This is a genomic window from Jeotgalibacillus proteolyticus, assembly GCF_050107735.1.
Lineage (GTDB): Bacteria > Bacillota > Bacilli > Bacillales > Jeotgalibacillaceae > Jeotgalibacillus > Jeotgalibacillus proteolyticus_A.
This window is the reverse complement of sequence record NZ_JBNILO010000004.1, coordinates 290,562-309,190: the sequence shown is the minus strand read 5'-3', so window position 1 is coordinate 309,190 and position 18,629 is coordinate 290,562. Positions and strand designations below refer to the sequence as shown.

The window sequence follows — 18,629 nt, the reverse complement described above, 5'->3', positions numbered from 1 at the left end:
ACATAATAAAAAGCTTTTGACCGGTTCACTGCGCTTCAGTCGGACGCTTTCCGCAGGGACGGCGCTGAGCCCTCCTCGGCTGCGCCTTGCGGGGTCTCAGCTTGCCGTCATATCCTGCAGGAGTCGCCGCCTTCCGCTTCGTTCTCCTCATACTACTAATAGATACTGTCTTAAATTCCTTAATTTGTACAATCATGTCCAATCCTGCTGTCCTTGTAAAAACTTCAATTTTCTTTGCATGATCTCTGGACTCGACAGACTTGAAATTGATTGGAAAATATAAATGAAGTAGCTCAGTTTATTGGAATTTGAGCTACTAGTACTAGAGACTGGTTGAGCTTTCTTGTACTCCTCCCTTTACCTTTTAGAGAAAAATAATGGGCGCCTTCATCCGTCGATGAAGGCGCCCACTAATCTTCGTATGATTTTGCTGTTTAAATTCCCTGCACTTTACACATCACGATTCTGATGGAATTTGATGGCCCCGCTGCCAAGAGAAGCTTTTACCATGTCTTCCATCGGCGGGTTGTGAATGCCCATTCTGACGTCGTTGTAAAACCGCTGCATGGGACTGGATGCCGACATGCCTGAAGGTCCTACAATCCGCATGGCTTTATCTACTATTGAAATGGCTGAATTTGTAATGGTTACTTTTGCGGATTGAAGAAGATCCTTTACCCCATCTTTGTCAGCCGCTTCTTCGTAGGCCAACGCGGCATGATACAAAATTTGCCGGGCACTCGTCAGTTCTATATCGATTTCCCCAATCTGCTGTTGAACGGTAGGAAGATTGCCGATAGGCTCTCCTAATGAGGCAGGGACATATCCTGCTGCAAAGGAAACCGCTTCTTCTCTTGCTGCACCGGCAATGCCAATGTAGCAGGCAGGTATATGAAGCAGCCAGCCTGGTGAAGAAGCACGTTTATCAGCAGTATGTTCCTTCAATAAATGATTCTTCTGAACGATTACATCCTGCATGACAAGATCATGACTGGCCGTCCCCCGCATTCCTACACTGTCCCAGGTTTCTTTAATAGAAACACCTTTTGCAGTGGCGGGAACAATAAAGGTGGCTATATTTTCCGTGCCGGCAATCGTCGCCGTAACTAGAAAATAGTCAATTAATGGGGCAAGAGATGTAAATGATTTTTCCCCATTGATCACCCAGTGACCCTCTTTTTCAGCAGCTGTTGTCCTTGGCAAAGCCCCGCGTGTTGGGCTCCCTGCTCCCTTTTCAGTGGCTGCTGTGTTGATAAGCGCTCCATCTGAAATTTTCGGCAGGAGCCAGGAAATTGCGTCTTCTCTCCAGTGGCGAAGTTCACTCCACTCAAGTAAAGCACCTCCATGCCAGCCGATGGATAGAGCGGTAGCGCCACTTCCCCATGCAATCGTTTCCTGCGCTAAAATAAAGTCATATAATCCCTTGTCCTGGCCTCCAAATTCCTCTGGAACCGTTAATGTATGATAGTTTTTATTAATAAGATCATTTATATTTTCGGCGGGCACCGAATGGAGTTTGCTTAACTCCGGCTCTCTTTGTTTAAAAGCGGGCAACAGCTGCTTCAGTTCTTCAACCATTGCGCGCTGTTCATCCGTCCGAATAAAATCGTACACCGAACCACTCCTGTCATTACATTTTCTTCAGTCTACAGTAAGTGTATTCATTATTCCAACTGGATTGCTTGGATAATATGGCAATAATTTTGCTGTATGATGCTGAAGTTTCAGCCTTTTCTTCCTGCTAAACGCGGCTCGTCTGCTGAATGATTCGTTTGGGTTAACCGGGCAAGCAGCATCTGACTTTGCGGCAGTGAAAGGTGAACGACTGAACCGACACAAAGAGCTGCAATAACAGTCCCAATTCCAACTGGACCGCCCAGGCTAAAGCCGGCCGCCAGAACAACAAGCTCAATTCCGCTTCGCACCCTGCTGATTTTCCATCCGGTTTTTTCTACAATTAACATCATAACGGAGTCCCTTGGCCCTGCTCCAAGATTAGCAGATACATAGATTCCTACTCCGCAGCCCATGACGACAATGCCGAGTAGAAAGATGGCGATGATTCCTGCCCATGATTCAGGCTCCGGAATGATCCAGTTAAAGACGTCGATGAATAGTCCAACGAGCAGCATATTTAAAATCGCACCGATTCGCGGTGGTTTTTTCGTAATCATAACAACTGCTGCAATAATCAACAGCCCCATAATAATCGACCAGGTTCCTACTGTTAAGCCAAACTGCCAAAACAAACCGAGATGCAGGACATCCCAGGGACCAATGCCCAGCTTTTGCCCTTTAATGGTGAGTGTAATTCCGAGCGCTAAAATAACCAGTCCTGTGAGAAAAAAAGTCCATCTTACTCCATAATGCTGCTTCATTTATCTTCCTTCTTTCAACCATACGTATAAAACTATCCCCTCACTTTACCACATTTACCGACCGGAAAAATACTCATATCATCTGTTATTTCCATTTTGTACTTTATAGAAATCAAGCCGGTACTTTTCGCTAAAGCCAACTTTTTTATACAAATGGATCGCTGCTTCATTCTCGGCATTTACACAAATGGAGATTTCTTTTACATTCATGTCTTGAAAAAGAAATGCTGCTGCTTTTTTTAAAAGGGCCTCGCCCATTCCTTTTCCCCGAAATTCCGGGTTCACTGCCATAAATTCAATGGAACCTTCACCGTGTGAAGGGCTTGCTTCTACATACACATATCCGGCCAGCTGCTGAGTTTTCTGTATGACAAATAAACGATTGCAATTATTTTTCCGGCTCAGAATATCATCACTGGAAAAATAGCTATCTGGAAAAACCTTTATATGCAAGCTCTTAAATTCATCTGTATATGATTCGGTAAATTCCTCTACGTTTATTTTTTCGTCTGGCTTTATTTCCTCAGGTAGAACCCGAAGGATGACTTCCCGACTTTTGCATTTTCCGCCTAGCAGGCTGATCCATTGAATTGCCTGCTGGTTTTGTACATTATAAAAGCCATGCCACATTCCATCTTTGTTGATCTTGTGCTGCAGGAGCCTCCAAAGTTTGCTTGCATCCTCCTGCCATTTTCCACCTTCATTCAGACTGAAGGGACCCCACAGTTCACCTGACGCTGCGCTCTGGTCCCAGTCTGCTCCAAGGGCTGCGATAATTTTCCCGTTCTCTTTTAATACGACAAAAGACTCTTTAAAAGCAAGATCTGAAAAATCCGTCTTGAGCGTGTGCGTCACTTCCTTGACGTCTGTTCCGCAGTAGCCTGTATGCTGTTCAGGATTTTTATTCAGTTCGGCAATGAAACTCCCCATTTCTTCCTCTGTAAACTCAGCACGGAGCCCTCTGCCGCAAGAAAAACAAAAGGATGCACCACGATCGATCTCTCCTTCAAAAAAGCCGTCTCTGCATACCACATCTTTCCCGCATCCTGCACACGTTCCAACGACCTCTTTCACATTCATCAGCCCTTTTGTTTTACTTATATTCTATCAAAAATTCCCATCAAAAAGGTTTTTGAACTAAAAGTTTGCATACAAAAGCCCCGGATGAAATTTTCTTTTCACCCGGGGCTTATTTCAGTTATTTTAGATTGTGAAACCTGCAGGCGCATCCTTCACAACGACGATAATTTTACCTTGGTCAAGCTTGTCTTCCAGCGTATCAGCTTCAGCTTGTGTAAATCCAAGCTTTTCAAACTGTGCACGAAGCTCGTCCCCTTTTTTACGGAAAACATTCTTCGCTGCCGTTCCAAAGCCGACCTCAGATGCTCCAACCGTGTTTGCATCAGCATTATCAGCTACACGCTTTGTGCGGTCATCATCATGAGTCACGACATAAATCGTATCTTCATTTACGCCTCTTGTTTTAATGGAGTTAACTGCGTTTACCACTTCTTCATCATTTGAAAATTCTTTGTAAAATAAACTCATTTGTTATCTCCTCCTCTAATTACGTCTACAGGATAAATTATACCCTTTCTTCTACTGGTTAAACCTTTCCCCCAGAAGACGTTCTTTAGAGAATGTCTGCTTCCTTTGCTTCTGTTATGTCCAAAAGATCCTCCGCTTTCAGTTCGATTTGTATCCCAATCTGCCCGGCACTGACAATCATTTTGAGCTCTTTATTAACCGGCTTTGCTGCAAAAGTTGGAAACTTTTTTTTCATTCCGATAGGTGAGCATCCACCTTTAATGTAGCCGGTCACAGTTAACAGTTCTTTTGCCGGAATCATCTCCAGTTTTTTCTCGTCTGCTGTGCGTGCTGCTTTTTTTAAATGCAGCTCCTTTTCTGCTGGAACTAAAAAAACATAATACTGCTTGTCGGGTGATTGGGTAACCAATGTTTTGTAAACGGCTTCTGCCGGTCTGTTAATTTTTTGCGCTACCGATACCCCATCAAGCAGATTGTCCGCTGTCTCGTATTCCAGAACGCTGTAAGGGATTTTGTGGGCATCGAGCTTTCTCATCGCGTTTGTTTTTGCTTTTTTTGCCATTTCTCCACCCCGTTTTTTGAATTGTTTTACTTAGGCGTTTTTGGTGTCATACGTTTTACATCCTGCTTAAAACCCTTTATGATTATTTTGGTTATCGAAATAATTTACAGCTCTATACGAGTTTAAAAAGGCGGTTTTTTATGAAAAATCAATCCAATCATACAAACGAAGTGCCAGATTCACAAAAGAAGAAACTGACATTCCTGGTTTGTTTAATATTAGCATTTACCGTCATGAACGGCACGATGTTTAATGTAGCGATTCCTGATATATCATCGGAATTTGATTTATCCCCGTCACAGGTCAGCTGGGTGATGACCGGCTACATTTTAGTTTTTGCGATCGGGTCTTTAATGTATGGAAAGCTCGCAGACTTGTTTCCGATCCGTACACTTTTTACTTTTGGCATTGCTTTATTTTCCCTCGGAGCTTTTCTTGGCTTAGTGTCGCCAAGCTTTGAGGTGCTTATTTTAGCCCGGATGCTTCAAGCCATGGGTGGTGCGAGCATTCCCGCTCTTTCTTTTATTATTCCCTCCCGCTTTATGCCAAGCAGCAGAGGAAAAGTATTTGGCTACGTTGCGTCAACGGTTGCCTTTGCTTCAGGAGTTGGTCCTATTTTAGGCGGAATCATTGGCGGAGCATTCAGTTGGAGATATCTATTCCTATTTTCAATGCTTGCCGCTTTATCCATTCCGTTATTCCGCAAATGGCTGCCGCAGGAAGAGAGAAAATACGGTTCTGTGGATTTGCCCGGTGCCGCTCTTGTTGCGCTGACGGCTGCTTCACTTCTATTTTTTATAACAACGTTTGATGCACGATTGTTACTCGCATTCGCTCTGTTTGCTGCTCTCTTTATCTGGCGAACCGTTAAGGCTAAGGAACCCTTTATCCAGCCCTCTATTCTTAAAAACAAACGCTATACCGTAACAGTGTTTTCAAGCTTTTTTGGTACTGCGTGTTTGTTTGGTCTGATCTTTGTCATTCCCATTATGCTGAGAGATTTAAATGCGCTGTCTACGATTGGAATTGGCATGGTGCTGTTTCCGGGCGCCATTATCAGCGGAATCCTCGGCCAATACGGCGGACGGGTGATTGACCAAAAGGGCGGTGTTCCAGTTGTAAAAACTGCGTTAATTCTTATCGCAGCAGGCTGTTTGCTCATTTCCACCTTTGCGGGCAGCGTGGCCTGGATCATTTCCTTGTGCATGCTGGTAGCCTATATTGGTTTCCCATTAATTCAGAGCTCTACAGCTGATCTATTAACCACTACCCTTTCTCCTGAACAGAATGGGGTTGGAATCGGACTGTTTAATTTGTTGAACTTTATGGGCGGTGCTTTTTCAAGCGCAATCTTTGGAGCGGTGCTTGAAATTGAAGGTGTGACGACCCGTTTTAACTTCCTATCTGAAAGCGGACTGAATGTTATTTACAGCAATTTATTTATTGTGCTAAGTCTGCTTGCTGCTCTGACCGCAGTATTATTCTCTGTACTTTACAAAAGGGCTGATAAGCAAGCTGAATCCTATTAATTATGTTCTCCGGAACTAGTCGTGTTTTGACTGGATCCGGAGATTTTATATTTTATTTATATAATTCATAAAATTTCCTCCTATGATAATATAAGGATATATTGCTGTAGGAGGAAGTTTATGAAAAAACGATTGCTGATTTCGCTATTGGCTGCGATCCCCCTTTTAAACGCCTGTAATGAAGAGGAACTGAATACAGTGCGCAAAGCTGAACTAAGTGACAGGGAAATGTCGATTCTGTCTGTATCATCCACAGACTACACGATCTTTGACTTTAGTGCAGGAGACGAGGTTAGTGAAGTTAATGTATGGATTGAAGAATATGAAAATGGAGAATTTATAAAAAATGTTGCAGACATTAGCGTTCCTGTTAGTAATGAAGGCTTCATTGTATTCAGTTCTAATGACGTGTACATGGACGACCCGGATAAAAACCTTCTATCCATTAACCTTGGTGTGACGAACGAGGACGGCAGCGGAAGTACATCTTTCAAAGTTGAGCCCCCTGAGAATGCCTCTAGAATTTCAGGAGATTATCTTGATGAAACCCTCCCATTTGAAGGGGAAATGGTTTTATCGTATTTTGCTTATTCCAATGATGATATTGTGAGCTCTTTAGCAGAAAGCTATTTCGAAGACCCGGATGGAAATACTGAGCTGCTAAAGCAGTATGATGCTGTTTACGTGATGAAGGGGAAGTTTAACTAATATTCAGGCAGTCGCTTTCCCCATTTAATGCATTCCAAATTCAATCCGTATTCTTTGGAGAAAAATGTAACGGCATCAATAGGTTCTCCGTCTAATTAAAAAAAGTTGGAGGCGGATTTAATGAAACGACATACCGTTTTATTGTTTTTTCTTTTAATGAGCATGGTATTGAGCGGATGCAACGGCTTTTCCGACCCAAAAATCTCAGAGAATGAAGCGAAACAGATAATCATTGAAAACCGGACAGTGAACATCGGAAAAGTTGAAATCACATCCATAAGCCGCGAATGGAATAGGTATGTGATTCGATGGGAAAATATAGATAACTGTGAGAGTGGAACGGATTATGTTCATACACAAAGCGGGGAACTGTCGGATGGGGATAGGTCAATATGCTAAACCTTTCCGTAATATAAAAACCGATGGAACCTTCCCATGATGGGCAGTTCCACCGGTTTTTTTTACGCAATCATAGCAATAGCTACAGTTTTAAATTTTTGAGTGCATCCGCTAGCGCACTGTTTACAGGTTCTTCTTTGTTTTGCTTTTTCATGTAGTTTGCCACATCTTTTTTTCCGGCTTTGCTTGCTGAAGATTGTTTGCGTCGTTTTTGAAAAGCAGACATCTTTTCTCTGTATCCGCACACGCAGCTAAAGGTCTGGCTTTCTCCTTCTCCGCGAAGCTGCAGTTTTTTGCGGCAATTTGGACATCTTGCATTCGTTTCTTTTGCAATGTTTTTACGATGACCGCATTCCCGGTCCTGGCATACAAGCATTTTCCCTTTTTTGCCCTTCACTTCAAGCATGAGTTTCCCGCAATCGGGACAATGGGTGCCTGTCACATTATCGTGCTTAAATTTAGCATCATTGTTTTTAATCGATTGAACAATTTCTTTTGTAAAAGCCGTCATTTCCCTAAGGAAATCTTTCTTTTGAAGCGTCCCTTTTGCAATGGAAGCCAGCTTCTGCTCCCACTGCGCTGTTAAAACCGGTGAACGTAATGGCTCCGGAACGAGCTCTAACAGTTGTTTTCCTTTAGACGTGATTAAGATATCCTGCCCTCTTTTTTCAATCAAAAAGCTGTTAAACAGTTTTTCAATGATGTCTGCACGGGTCGCGACTGTCCCAAGACCTCCTGTTTCTCCAAGCGTTTCTACCAGTTCTTTCTTTTCATTTTTCATATACGCTTTTGGATTCTCCATGGCTGATAGGAGAGTCGCTTCATTAAAACGTGCAGGGGGCTTGGTTTCACCCGTTGTCTCAACGAATTTTTTTATGCTGTGAACTTCTCCTTTTTTCACGTCCGGAAGTTTCTGTGCTTTTACATCCTCCTGCTCCTCTTCATCATCTGCATCAAAGACCGATTTCCAGCCAGTCACAGTCGGAATGTTTCCTTTCGCTGTCCATTTTTGACCTGCGATGTCTGCTGTAATAACGGTTTGTTCATACTCGTAAGCAGGCAGCAGGACAGAAAGAAAGCGGGTGGCAATCAGGTCGTAAAGTTTCCATTCCTTGTCACTCAATACATCCGGCAGAAGCCGTTCCTCCGTAGGAATGATCGCATGATGGTCGGTTACTTTGGCATCATTAATAAACCTGCTGCTGGATTTAATTGGCCCACGAAGAAGTTTAGCAGCATGAGAAGCGTATGGCTTCACCTGCATCCCTTTTAGACGGTCGGGCAGTGTTTCAAGCAAATCGGATGTTAAAAAGCGGGAGTCTGTTCTCGGGTAGGTTACAAGCTTATGCTGCTCATAAAGCCGCTGCAAAATAGACAGTGTTTCTTTTGCAGAAAAATGATAGCGTTTATGTGCGTCCCGCTGTAATTCTGTTAAATCGTATAAAGCAGGAGCGTACGTTTTTTTCGGTGTCTTCTTTACTTCCTGAATAACCGCCTGCTTACCCTTCAGCTTGTTCATGATCGTTTGGACTTTTGATTGATCAAAGGTCCTTGTCTGCCCGTTTTGGTCCTGCCATTGAAGAGTAAAGCCATCTGTTTTCGCCTGTATCCCGTAATAGGATTGAGGTCGAAAGCGCTGAATTTCTTCTTCCTTCTCTGCAATCATGGCAATTGTGGGTGTCTGCACTCTTCCTGTAGAGAGGTGAGCATTGTATTTGGTGGTAAGCGCACGGGTTGCATTAATGCCCATGATCCAGTCTGCTTCTGCACGGGCGACAGCTGAAGCGTAAAGCGATTCATATCCCTTGCCATCCTTTAATGAGCGAAAGCCCTGCTCGATTGCTTTATCGGTAACCGAAGAAATCCATAAGCGTTTGATCGGCTTTTTTACATTTGCCTTTTCGATGATCCATCTGGCAACGAGTTCGCCTTCCCGTCCGGCATCTGTGGCAATCACAATCTCTCCTGCATCCTGTCTTAAAAGCTGCTGTTTGACCGCTTGAAACTGTTTGCCTGTTTGTTTAATGACTACGAGCTTCATCGGGTTTGGAAGAATAGGCAGATCCTCGAGACGCCAGGATTGATATTCTTTTCCATATCCTTCAGGGTCTGCATGGGTGACCAGATGACCAAGTGCCCATGTCACAATATAGCGGTCTCCTTCGAGATACCCATTCCCCTTTTTTGTGCACTTCAAAACGCGTGCAATATCTCTTCCAACTGATGGTTTTTCTGCTAATACTACTGTTTTTTTCATCATAAAAATCCTTTCCTGTCCGTCCGTTTCTACTGTCCATTATATCATGGAAAAAGGCTCGAACATAACAAGGGAACAGACGATGAATTCTTAAGCATTAAAAAAAGAAGAGCCTGGGACAAAAGAGTCTCAGGCCCGCTGAACGGTTCACTTCACTTCAGTTGGACGCTCTCAACAGGGACGGCGCTGAGCCTTTTCAGGACGGTGCCCTGTCCAGTCGCAGCTTGCCGTCACACCCTTCCGGAGTCGCCATCTTCCGCTCCGCTCACCTCTTACTATTTATAAATACTATCTCGTTTTTTACACGTTTATGAGTTTTGTCCCAACCTCTTTGACAATTCACTTTACTTAAGGAGTATGCCTTCTGCTGAGCAACTTTTTTCAAGATGTCGCAACCTCATTTTAGCTAAGGCTGAAAACTGTTGCTTGTTCAAATACAGATTAGTCAGAACCTCCGTTTTTCCTCAAGGCTTTCTTTGATTTTTGGGTGATTTTTTCTTTTTCTCTTGAAGCTGAAGAAATTCGTACAACCGTGTCGCCTGCTGTTACAGCTATTTCCGTATCAGTAGCAAATGGCTCAAAATGACCGGATGCTTTCAGCACACCAATTATAGTATCTTCTTCATCTATTTCTGTTTTAAATTGTTCGTAGCTGTATTGCTCCGTTATCAATGTTTTTCTAAACGCATAGCCGCTCTCAAGCTGAGAAGTAAGCTTTTGCAGCGTCGCTGTTTCATTAAATAAAATCCTTCCGCCAACGGTATGCGTCAGCCTCTCATGACTGGAAGCCAGATCTCTTTCTGAAGCAACCTGAAATAAATGCTTAGCACCCATCGAAGGAGTGAAGGTGGAGCAGATCAGCGCATTATAGGCATCACTTTCTGTACCTGCAATGATGTTTTCATAAGGTGTCATATCAAGACTGTATTCGGTCTGTTCGGATAAAATCTCTCCGTGGAAAGTAGAAAGCCCGCTTTGTCTTGCTTTCACTACTTTTTTCCAAGAAGAATCTACCAGCAGCGCCGGAATGTCCATTTCTTTTAGTACTTTCACTAATTCTCTTGAAAATAAATTACCCCCGACCACTATAATTCCCGGCTTGCTGTCGTTTGCCAATTTTAAGCGGCGGGCTACCCAGCCAATGGAAAAGCCGTGGGCACAGACTGTAGCGAATACAAGAGCGAAGGTTAACGCTGTAAGTAAACGGGCATCTTCAAAACCTGTATCAAACAAGACAGAAGCAAAATACCCCGAAACGGTCAGTGCCACAATTCCTCTTGGGGCGACCCATCCCACAAGCGTTTTTTCCTGCCAGGACAGGTCGGTGCCGATGGTAGACAGCCAGATGGACAAAGGTCGAACGACAAAGAGCATGAGCAGCACATACCCGATAATCGCAGGATTAAGAATTTCAGTGAAGGTTTCAATCTGAATGGAAGCCGTCAGCATAATGAAAATGGTTGAGATAAAAAGTACAGAAATATTTTCTTTAAAATGCCTCATGTTTTCCATGGAGGCAATATGCATATTTGCAAGTGTCATTCCCATCGCTGTAACGGAAAGAAGACCCGTTTCGTGCATCACTTCATCTGCAAGTGTAAAACAAAGTAAAACAACTGCGAACAACACGGGTGATTTTAAAAATTCAGGTATATATCCCTTTTTAAACATCCAGCCCATCCCTCTGCCGCATCCCCAGCCGAGCACAGCAGCAAAGGCAGCTGCACCAAAATAAAGAAGGAGCGTTGGAAGTGTTACGGATTCATCCGTAAAGTAAAGGATGATTTCAAATGCAAACAGGGCCAGAAGAACACCAATCGGGTCAACGATAATTCCTTCCCATTTTAGGATCTTAGCAGGCCGGGGTTTTAATTTAGCCTGCCTGAGTAAAGGGAGAATGACGGTTGGTCCCGTCACAATAAACAGTCCACCAATAACAAACGCAACCGGCAGGGATAGTCCAGCTACAAAATGCGCGATAAGAGAGCCAAGAATCCAGGCAATAAACGCTCCAATGGTAACAATTCGAAAGACAGGTTTTCCGAGATCCCTGATCTCTCTCACATCAAGCTGCAAGCTGCCCTCAAATAAAATGATAGCCACGGCCATTGAAATAATTGGCCCGTACATATCCCCAAATTCCTGCTCGGGATTAATGATCCCTAAAACAGGACCAACGATAATTCCTGCAACAGACATGACCACAATCGCCGGAAGCTTAATCCGCCACGAAAGCCACTGAGACAAGATCCCCAGAAAAACCACGAGCATAACAGTAAATAATAATGAATTAAACATAGATGGATCCCCTCTTCCTGCCTTTCGCCACTTTTAAAAACCTATTCGCTTACTTTATCAGTTGTAAGCAAATAGTTGAAGGATTTAGATTGCACAGTCTGTTTTATTTTACGATCTTTCCGTTTTTTCTATTTCTGCTGAACTATACACCAGAACATTTTCATGTGGGTCTTTTATTGCTTTTTCAACCATGGCAAGCGCCACCTGTTCTGCCCTGACTGCTTTATAGGTTCTTAAAGGACCGACCATTGCCCAGCCGGCTAACGTCATTACCTTGGCGCCAATCGACTCCCCAAAACGAAACTCTTCTCGGTCACCAAGGAGCAGAGATGGTCGGAAAATTTGCAGGCCGGCAAGATTCATCTCTTTCAGCTGCTCCTCCATCAAACCTTTAACCTTGTTATAGTAGAAAGGAGAAGAAGGATCAGCTCCCATAGCAGAAATGACGAGAAATTGGCGGACATTGTTTTTCTTCGCTAAGGAAGCAAATTGCAATGGATAATCCAAATCCACTTTTCGAAAAGCCGCTTTTGAACCGGCTTTTTTCATGGTTGTCCCCAAACAGCAATACACATCGTCCACCAGTCCCAGGTGCATACCTTCCAAATAATCAAAATCTATGATTTTATTGATCAACTTTTGGTGATTTATGGTCAAACGGGTTCGGGTAATGGCCGTCACTTCACTGTATTCTTCCCTTCTGCATAGCTCTTTGACTACTTCCTGCCCTACCAGCCCTGTTGCACCAAGCACAACTGCCGTTCTTTGTCTCATTTTTTCTCCTGCTTTCCACTTGATTTTATACAAGGTTTGTCCCTCTTACCATCATTCTGCTGCAAGTGAATCAATTTAAAAATGACGCCGGGAAGCCCGACGCCATCCTATTCTTATTGATCGACCAGTTTTACACTTACTTTAACATCCAAAGTGTGCTTGCCGCCTCTGTAAACGCCCTGCAAAGGACTGACATCCGCGTAATCACGGCCAGCACCCACCCGAATGTGGTTTTCAAGCGCTTCTACGTTATTTGTAGGATCAAGTCCCACCCATCCGATGCCGGGTACCATAACTTCAACCCAGGCATGTGTGGCAGAATCCCCCACCAGAGCAGAATTCTCACCTACGTACAGATATCCGCTGATGTATCTGGCCGGAATTCCCCTGGCTCGAAGGACGCCAATCATCACATGGGCATAATCCTGACAAACGCCTTTTTTCCCTTCAATGGATTCACTCGCTTTGGTTTCAACATTCGTTGCAACCGGATCATATTCAAACATATCATGCACATATTTCATAAGATTTAGGGAAAATTGCACAGGATTTTCTGTATCGCCGATTTCCTGAACAATTTTATCCACTTGCTGCTGCTCAACAAATGTATAAGCTGTCTGATTTAATGAAGCAAGATAATGCCTCTTGAATAAATCGGAATGAAAAATCGACTGCATTTCCGGCGAGTAATCAATCCGTCCGATAAAAGGACTTTTCTGAATGCTGACCGTCGAAATCGTTTTTACTTCAAGAGACTGATGAAAATCTGCGATAAAAAATGATTCAACGCTATTGCCCCACAAATCAATATATTCTTTTGTTAAGGAAGCAGGCGTAATTTCAGAGCGGTAATAAAGTAGCCGTTGACATTCATCTGTTCTAGGTTTAAGACGGATATCGTTCATGCTTTGATCCACTATGGTTTCATAATGAAAAGTATTTGTATGTTCAATTTCATATTTCATTCCGTTTTCACTTCCTCGCTGATGGTCACTCCAATTATTTATTGTACGCAAAGGATTCTTTCAAGGTACATGAGCCGGTTCGATTAAATAGTACGTCTGAGAGAATACCTGACTGATATCATTGCAGCGATCCTGGAAATCATCCAGAAATGAACTGAATTCATGTACGGAAAGAGACCGTATTTTATCTTCATCAAACTCAGCCATTAAACGGTCAAGCGCTGCATACATTCTCCATGAATAATGAGAAACTTTCCCTCCTTCAAGAGCAATAATTGCTTCTCGTACATGGTCCATGCAATATTGGATTGATCTTGGAAAAGCATAATCAGAGATTAAGAAGGTCAGCACATCTTTTTCGTTCATTCTTGGAGGATATTTTTTCAGATACTCATCATACCCATTCAGCAGCTGCAGGGCCGACCGCCAGTAATAATAGTTGGTGCCGTCCGCCCTTTCCCTGTCATCATTGGACTTTTCGCTGAGCACATTTAATATCCTGGCTGTCTTTTCACCTCTCTCCAGCCATTTTGCGATCTTGATAAACCGGTACGGAACCCCTCTCGACATGGAGGATTCAATCACCCCCTGGGAGGTTAATGAAGCAAGCTTGACCCTTTTTAAAAAGCCATGCACTTCCTTCAGCGAGCCTTCCGGAATGTACATATTGGTGCTTTCGAGAAAAAGGTCATTCCACACTTCAAACAAATCACCAGGAATAATGTCACGGGTTACTCTGGCATTTTCTCTCGCGAACTTGACACAATTTAAAATCGAGCTCTGGTTGCTCTCAGAAAAAGCCAGATAGTCAATAATAGTATTGATCGTCAGCTTTTCGTATAAATGATTAAATTCTTCCAGAGACCCGCATACCTCTATTACCGTCTCCCAGTCATAGTTGGCAAGAGATTCTTCAGAAGAGGCTTCTAGCATCTGGATCAGCTGAACACCAAGTACTCTTGCATTGTTCTCAGCACGTTCAATATTCCGCGACATCCAATACAATGAATCTGCTACTCTGCTAAGCATGTCAGCCCTCGCCTCCTTTTAATACCCACGTATCTTTTCCTCCTCCGCCTTGAGAGGAGTTTACGACAAGAGATCCTTTTTTCAGCGCTACGCGGGAAAGACCGCCGGGAAGTACATGCGTTTTCTCTCCCCGCATGACAAAAACTCTCAGATCCACATGACAAGGGTAAAAATCACCTTCCTGAAAAACCGGTGCACGGGAAAGCTGAATAGTCGGCTGAGCAATATACTGAGCAGGATTTTCTTCGATCTTCTCTCTGAAAACGGCTATTTCTTCAGCAGACGCATGCGGGCCAATGAGCATGTCATAGCCACCTGATGCGCCTACATTTTTCACGACCAGCTCATCCAATCTTTCCAGCGCCCACTTTCTCTCTTCCTCATTACGCATAAAGTAGGTATCGACATTTGGGATGACCGGTTCTTCTTTTAAATAATACCGGATCATTTCTGGAACGTAAGCGTACATCGCTTTATCATCTGCCACACCATTGCCGATGCCGTTTAGAATTGCAACGTTTCCTTTTCTATATGCTTCAAGCAGTCCCTTGACTCCAAGGGCAGAATCAGGATTAAACGCATCAGGATCAAGATACTCGTCATCAATTCTGCGGTAAATAATATCCACACGCTGCATTCCCCGGATGGTTTTCATGTAGACGACGCCGTTGCGGACTTGCAGATCTCTCCCTTCAACGAGTTCAATTCCCATTTGCTGAGCGAGGAAGACATGGTCATAATAAGCGGAGTTATACATGCCCGGAGTGAGCAGAACCGCTCTTTTTTTGCTGCTGCAATGCTTAGGAACATGAGAAAGCAGTGCTTCCTGCATATTGGAGAGCTGGTGCTCAAGCGAATGAATGCTGTGACGGTTAAAAAATTCCGGATATACCTGCCTCATCACATATCGATTTTGATATACATAAGACATGCCGGAAGGATTACGAAGATTATCTTCGAGTACTCTATATGTTCCCTCCTGGTCACGGATTAAATCTATTCCTGCAAGAAAAATATGATTATTTAGGGGGATGTCTGTTCCTCCAACCTGTTTGTGGAAATAATTGGGGTTCTGTTCCACCAATTCGCGAGGTATGATCCCATCATTCAGAATGGCTTGGTCTTTATAAATGTCTTCTAAGAAAAGGTTAAGGGCTTCCGCTCTTTGAATCATGCCTTTTTCAATCATTTCCCATGCATCCGGAGGAACGATAATAGGAATAAAATCAAATGGCATCGTCCGTTCCGTTCCGACGTTATCGTTGTATACTGTGAAGGTTATTCCCTGCCGTAAAAAGCTAAGCTGGGCAGTTTCATGTTTTTCTCTTAATTCTTCTGCAGAAAACTGATTCATCATATTGTGAAATGCCTGATAATGCGCTTTCGTGCTTCCACTTTGCTGGAGCATCTCATCAAAGTAAAGATCGGTTTGATACGGCTTAAACATGCAGGAATCCCTCCTTTTTATTATCGTACCTTTTTATCTTTCGACACCGACACGACAAAATCCTCTAAATATTCAGAATTCAGATTTATTACTCTATACCCTAAAGAATTGAAAAATATGTATAACGTCTCGTGTTTTTTGCATGAAAAGAGAAAAGAGCGTAGAATTATAGGCATGAAAATGGATAAAGGAGGGTGCTTCATGAGTCATTTACAAGAAGCCGAACAGCGTATTGAAGAACTTAAACAGGAGTACATCCGCGCCCAGGATCAGCTTGAGAAGCTTGAGTCATTAGGAATGGATACCGGTTCTGCTGAAAGAAAGCTTATGCATATTGAATCTGAGCTGGAGCAGCTAAGAAAAGAAGAAACGGAATCATCTTAATAATACGTTCAGTTTTAATCGTTTGTCGGCAAATGAGGTAATACACCTTCTTTTGCTAACGGACGATTTTTCATTTTCATTCACCTCAGCAGGATCTTTCTGCTATAATCATTAAATATTTTTTATTTCAAACGGAAGAAGGTGCAGATCATACGATGAATATTCCTTTTCAGGAACCCGTGCTGGTTTTTGGACTTGCCGTTATCATTTTTTTAGTTTCTCCTTTTATCATGAGCAGGCTTCGGATTCCTGGTATTATAGGCCCCATTATTGCCGGTGTGATTGTAGGACCGAATGGATTTGGTCTTCTCGAACGGGGAGAAACCATTCAGCTGCTTGGTACAGTCGGCTTACTATTCATTATTTTCATCGCAGGTCTGGAGCTTGATATTGACGGCTTTAAAAAATACCGAAAAAGAAGTATTTCCTTTGGGCTGCTTTCCTTTTGTATTCCATTGATAATTGGAACCGCAGTCGGGTATTACCTCGGCTTCGGGTGGGCTGCTTCCATTCTGCTCGGCTCGATCGTAGGCTCTCACACCCTGCTTGCCTATCCAATTGCTTCAAGACTTGGCATCGCCAAAAATAAAGCTGTCACAACTGCCATCGGCGGAACCTTAATGACGGACACCCTTGCCATGCTGATACTGGCAGCTGTAGCAGGGTATGCCTCAGGTGATGCAAGTCCCGGATTTTGGTTTCAGCTGATTGCATCCACTCTGTTGTTTGCGCTGGTTGTCTTGGCAGGTGCTCCACGTCTTGCAAAATGGTTTTTCAGAAACTCCAATAGTGAAGGTCAAATGGAATTTAATTTTGTTTTGACGATTCTTTTTGTGTCTGGAAGCCTGGCGCTGCTGGCAGGTCTTGAGCCGATTATCGGAGCTTTTCTGTCAGGCCTTGCACTCAACCGTTATATCTACGACCATGGACCGCTGATGAACAGGATACGTTTTACGGGAAATGCCCTGTTCATCCCTTTCTTTCTATTATCAGTAGGGATGCTCATGGATTTATCTGTCCTGTTCTCAAGTCCTGATGCCTGGATTCTTACAATAAGCATATTGGGCTCGGTATTACTAGGAAAGAGTGCTGCCAGCTTTATTACAAGCCGAATCTATCGCTATTCACCCGATGAAAACCAGGTCATCATCGGACTTACGATTCCTCAAGCGGCTGCAACGCTTGCTTCCACACTGGTCGGCTTTGAGCTTGCTTTGCTCGACCAGGCAACGGTGAATGCAGTTATTGTGATGATTCTCTTAACTTGTATATTAGGCCCTTATCTAACTGAAAAATACGGACGGAGACTTGCAGTGGCCGAAACGGTGGAGTCCTCCAGCCATGATGACCGGCCGGAACGTATCTTGATTCCGATTGCCAACCCCCATACGACACAAACCTTGCTTGATCTGAGCTTTATAGTGCGTCAGGCAAAGCTTTCAGCTGAACCGATCTACCCTCTTTCTGTTGTTCAAAAAGACGTAAAGTCTGTAGAAGGAAGTGTGGCTTCAGCTGAAAAAATGCTGACTAATGCCATTGCTTATGCAGCTGGAGCCAATATCCCCGCTCGCTCACTTATAAAAGTGGACCGAAATATCGGACGCGGAATCGAACGGGCTGTGGCAGAGGAACGCATTACCACGATCATCGCCGGATGGAATGGACAACATCCTTCCAATAAGCTGTTCGGAGGAATTATCGATAATTTTCTGGATCATACAAATGAACGTGCGATGATCGTTAAGCTTGGTCATCCACTTAATACCACAGACCGCATTGTACTGATCCTGCCTAAAGGGGCTTATTATAAGCCGGGAATTCAAGATGGCATCAGAATCGTTAAAGCCATGGCTGCACAATTAAATTGTTTGCTTGAATGCCTTGTGATTCGGGACACAGTGGAACGGTATGAGACGTTATTTTCTTCTATAAAACCAAACGTGACTACCTTAATGCACCGGCTTGAGTCGTGGGAAGAATTATATAATCAGCCTGTAGAGTCCTTGCGCAAAAATGACCTGGTCATTGTCATGAGCGCCCGCAAAGGAACGATCGCCTGGCATCCCCAGCTTGAACGGGTGCCTAGAAAGCTTGCAAAAGCCAACCCGGAAAGCTTTATCATTTTCTATCCCACAGAAACCGGAGAAACAGATCTTCGCGGAGCACGCGGGACTGAGGTGCCGAAAGAAGTCTTGTTCAGACGCGATTATGATTAAGTTTTAAAAAACACTGAATCTTAAGTGGTGCTGTAGATTCTGCGCTGTCTCTGAATAATTGCACACCCAAGAACTGCAAAAAGGCTGAGACACAAATGTGTCTAAGCCTTTTTGCTTCGATGAATGACTTTTAGA

At 43.6% G+C, this 18,629-nt stretch carries 17 protein-coding genes; 5 read left to right on the top strand and 12 right to left on the bottom strand.

Going from position 1 to position 18,629, the window contains the following annotated elements; genetic code table 11:
- Window positions 1-25: 25 nt before the first annotated feature.
- The 6 genes from ACQCT8_RS08980 to ybaK form a co-directional block, all read right to left on the bottom strand.
- Window positions 26-196, bottom strand: coding sequence for a hypothetical protein (locus ACQCT8_RS08980; protein WP_426870277.1), 171 nt, complete (start codon window positions 194-196; stop codon window positions 26-28).
- A gap of 254 nt (window positions 197-450) precedes the next feature.
- Window positions 451-1,614, bottom strand: a complete 1,164-nt coding sequence (locus ACQCT8_RS08975; protein WP_426870275.1) for an acyl-CoA dehydrogenase family protein — start codon at window positions 1,612-1,614, stop codon at window positions 451-453.
- Between the two features lie 110 nt (window positions 1,615-1,724).
- Window positions 1,725-2,378, bottom strand: a complete 654-nt coding sequence (locus ACQCT8_RS08970; RefSeq protein WP_426870273.1) for a YczE/YyaS/YitT family protein — start codon at window positions 2,376-2,378, stop codon at window positions 1,725-1,727.
- A gap of 78 nt (window positions 2,379-2,456) precedes the next feature.
- Window positions 2,457-3,452, bottom strand: coding sequence for a GNAT family N-acetyltransferase (locus ACQCT8_RS08965; protein WP_426870271.1), 996 nt, complete (start codon window positions 3,450-3,452; stop codon window positions 2,457-2,459).
- Window positions 3,453-3,581: 129 nt separating this feature from the next.
- Window positions 3,582-3,926 (bottom strand): general stress protein, encoded by a 345-nt coding sequence (locus tag ACQCT8_RS08960; protein WP_426870269.1) that lies wholly within the window; start codon window positions 3,924-3,926, stop codon window positions 3,582-3,584.
- An 85-nt stretch (window positions 3,927-4,011) separates the two neighbouring features.
- Window positions 4,012-4,488, bottom strand: coding sequence for a Cys-tRNA(Pro) deacylase (gene ybaK, locus ACQCT8_RS08955; protein WP_426870267.1), 477 nt, complete (start codon window positions 4,486-4,488; stop codon window positions 4,012-4,014).
- Window positions 4,489-4,508: 20 nt separating this feature from the next.
- Here ybaK and ACQCT8_RS08950 point away from each other — a divergent pair, with 20 nt between their 5' ends.
- The 3 genes from ACQCT8_RS08950 to ACQCT8_RS08940 all read left to right on the top strand — a co-directional run bounded on the left by ACQCT8_RS08950 (window position 4,509) and on the right by ACQCT8_RS08940 (window position 7,124).
- A complete protein-coding gene (locus ACQCT8_RS08950; RefSeq protein WP_426870323.1) occupies window positions 4,509-6,017 on the top strand; it encodes an MFS transporter in 1,509 nt (502 codons plus the stop codon).
- 120 nt (window positions 6,018-6,137) lie between these two features.
- Complete coding sequence (locus tag ACQCT8_RS08945) at window positions 6,138-6,725, top strand: hypothetical protein (RefSeq protein WP_426870265.1); 588 nt, start codon at window positions 6,138-6,140, stop codon at window positions 6,723-6,725.
- A 120-nt stretch (window positions 6,726-6,845) separates the two neighbouring features.
- Window positions 6,846-7,124, top strand: coding sequence for a hypothetical protein (locus ACQCT8_RS08940; RefSeq protein ID WP_426870263.1), 279 nt, complete (start codon window positions 6,846-6,848; stop codon window positions 7,122-7,124).
- 82 nt (window positions 7,125-7,206) lie between these two features.
- On the opposite strand, the gene ACQCT8_RS08935 is transcribed toward ACQCT8_RS08940, so the two are convergent.
- The 6 genes from ACQCT8_RS08935 to ACQCT8_RS08910 all read right to left on the bottom strand — a co-directional run bounded on the left by ACQCT8_RS08935 (window position 7,207) and on the right by ACQCT8_RS08910 (window position 15,894).
- On the bottom strand, window positions 7,207-9,381 hold the full coding sequence (locus ACQCT8_RS08935) for a DNA topoisomerase III (protein ID WP_426870260.1): 2,175 nt from the start codon (window positions 9,379-9,381) through the stop codon (window positions 7,207-7,209).
- Window positions 9,382-9,822: 441 nt separating this feature from the next.
- A complete protein-coding gene (locus ACQCT8_RS08930; protein WP_426870258.1) occupies window positions 9,823-11,679 on the bottom strand; it encodes a cation:proton antiporter in 1,857 nt (618 codons plus the stop codon).
- 108 nt (window positions 11,680-11,787) lie between these two features.
- Window positions 11,788-12,486: an oxidoreductase gene (locus ACQCT8_RS08925; protein WP_426870256.1), complete on the bottom strand. Its 699-nt coding sequence runs from the start codon at window positions 12,484-12,486 to the stop codon at window positions 11,788-11,790.
- Window positions 12,487-12,566: 80 nt separating this feature from the next.
- Window positions 12,567-13,418, bottom strand: coding sequence for a transglutaminase family protein (locus tag ACQCT8_RS08920; protein WP_278241477.1), 852 nt, complete (start codon window positions 13,416-13,418; stop codon window positions 12,567-12,569).
- 60 nt (window positions 13,419-13,478) lie between these two features.
- Window positions 13,479-14,447 (bottom strand): alpha-E domain-containing protein, encoded by a 969-nt coding sequence (locus tag ACQCT8_RS08915; RefSeq protein WP_426870254.1) that lies wholly within the window; start codon window positions 14,445-14,447, stop codon window positions 13,479-13,481.
- 1 nt (window position 14,448) lies between these two features.
- Window positions 14,449-15,894 carry a circularly permuted type 2 ATP-grasp protein gene (locus ACQCT8_RS08910; protein WP_426870252.1) on the bottom strand — a complete coding sequence of 482 codons (1,446 nt, stop codon included), beginning with the start codon at window positions 15,892-15,894 and terminating at the stop codon, window positions 14,449-14,451.
- A gap of 201 nt (window positions 15,895-16,095) precedes the next feature.
- Between ACQCT8_RS08910 and ACQCT8_RS08905 the strand changes: the two genes are divergently transcribed.
- On the top strand, window positions 16,096-16,278 hold the full coding sequence (locus ACQCT8_RS08905) for an SE1832 family protein (protein ID WP_426870250.1): 183 nt from the start codon (window positions 16,096-16,098) through the stop codon (window positions 16,276-16,278).
- A gap of 155 nt (window positions 16,279-16,433) precedes the next feature.
- On the top strand, window positions 16,434-18,494 hold the full coding sequence (locus tag ACQCT8_RS08900) for a cation:proton antiporter (RefSeq protein WP_426870248.1): 2,061 nt from the start codon (window positions 16,434-16,436) through the stop codon (window positions 18,492-18,494).
- Window positions 18,495-18,629: the final 135 nt, after the last annotated feature.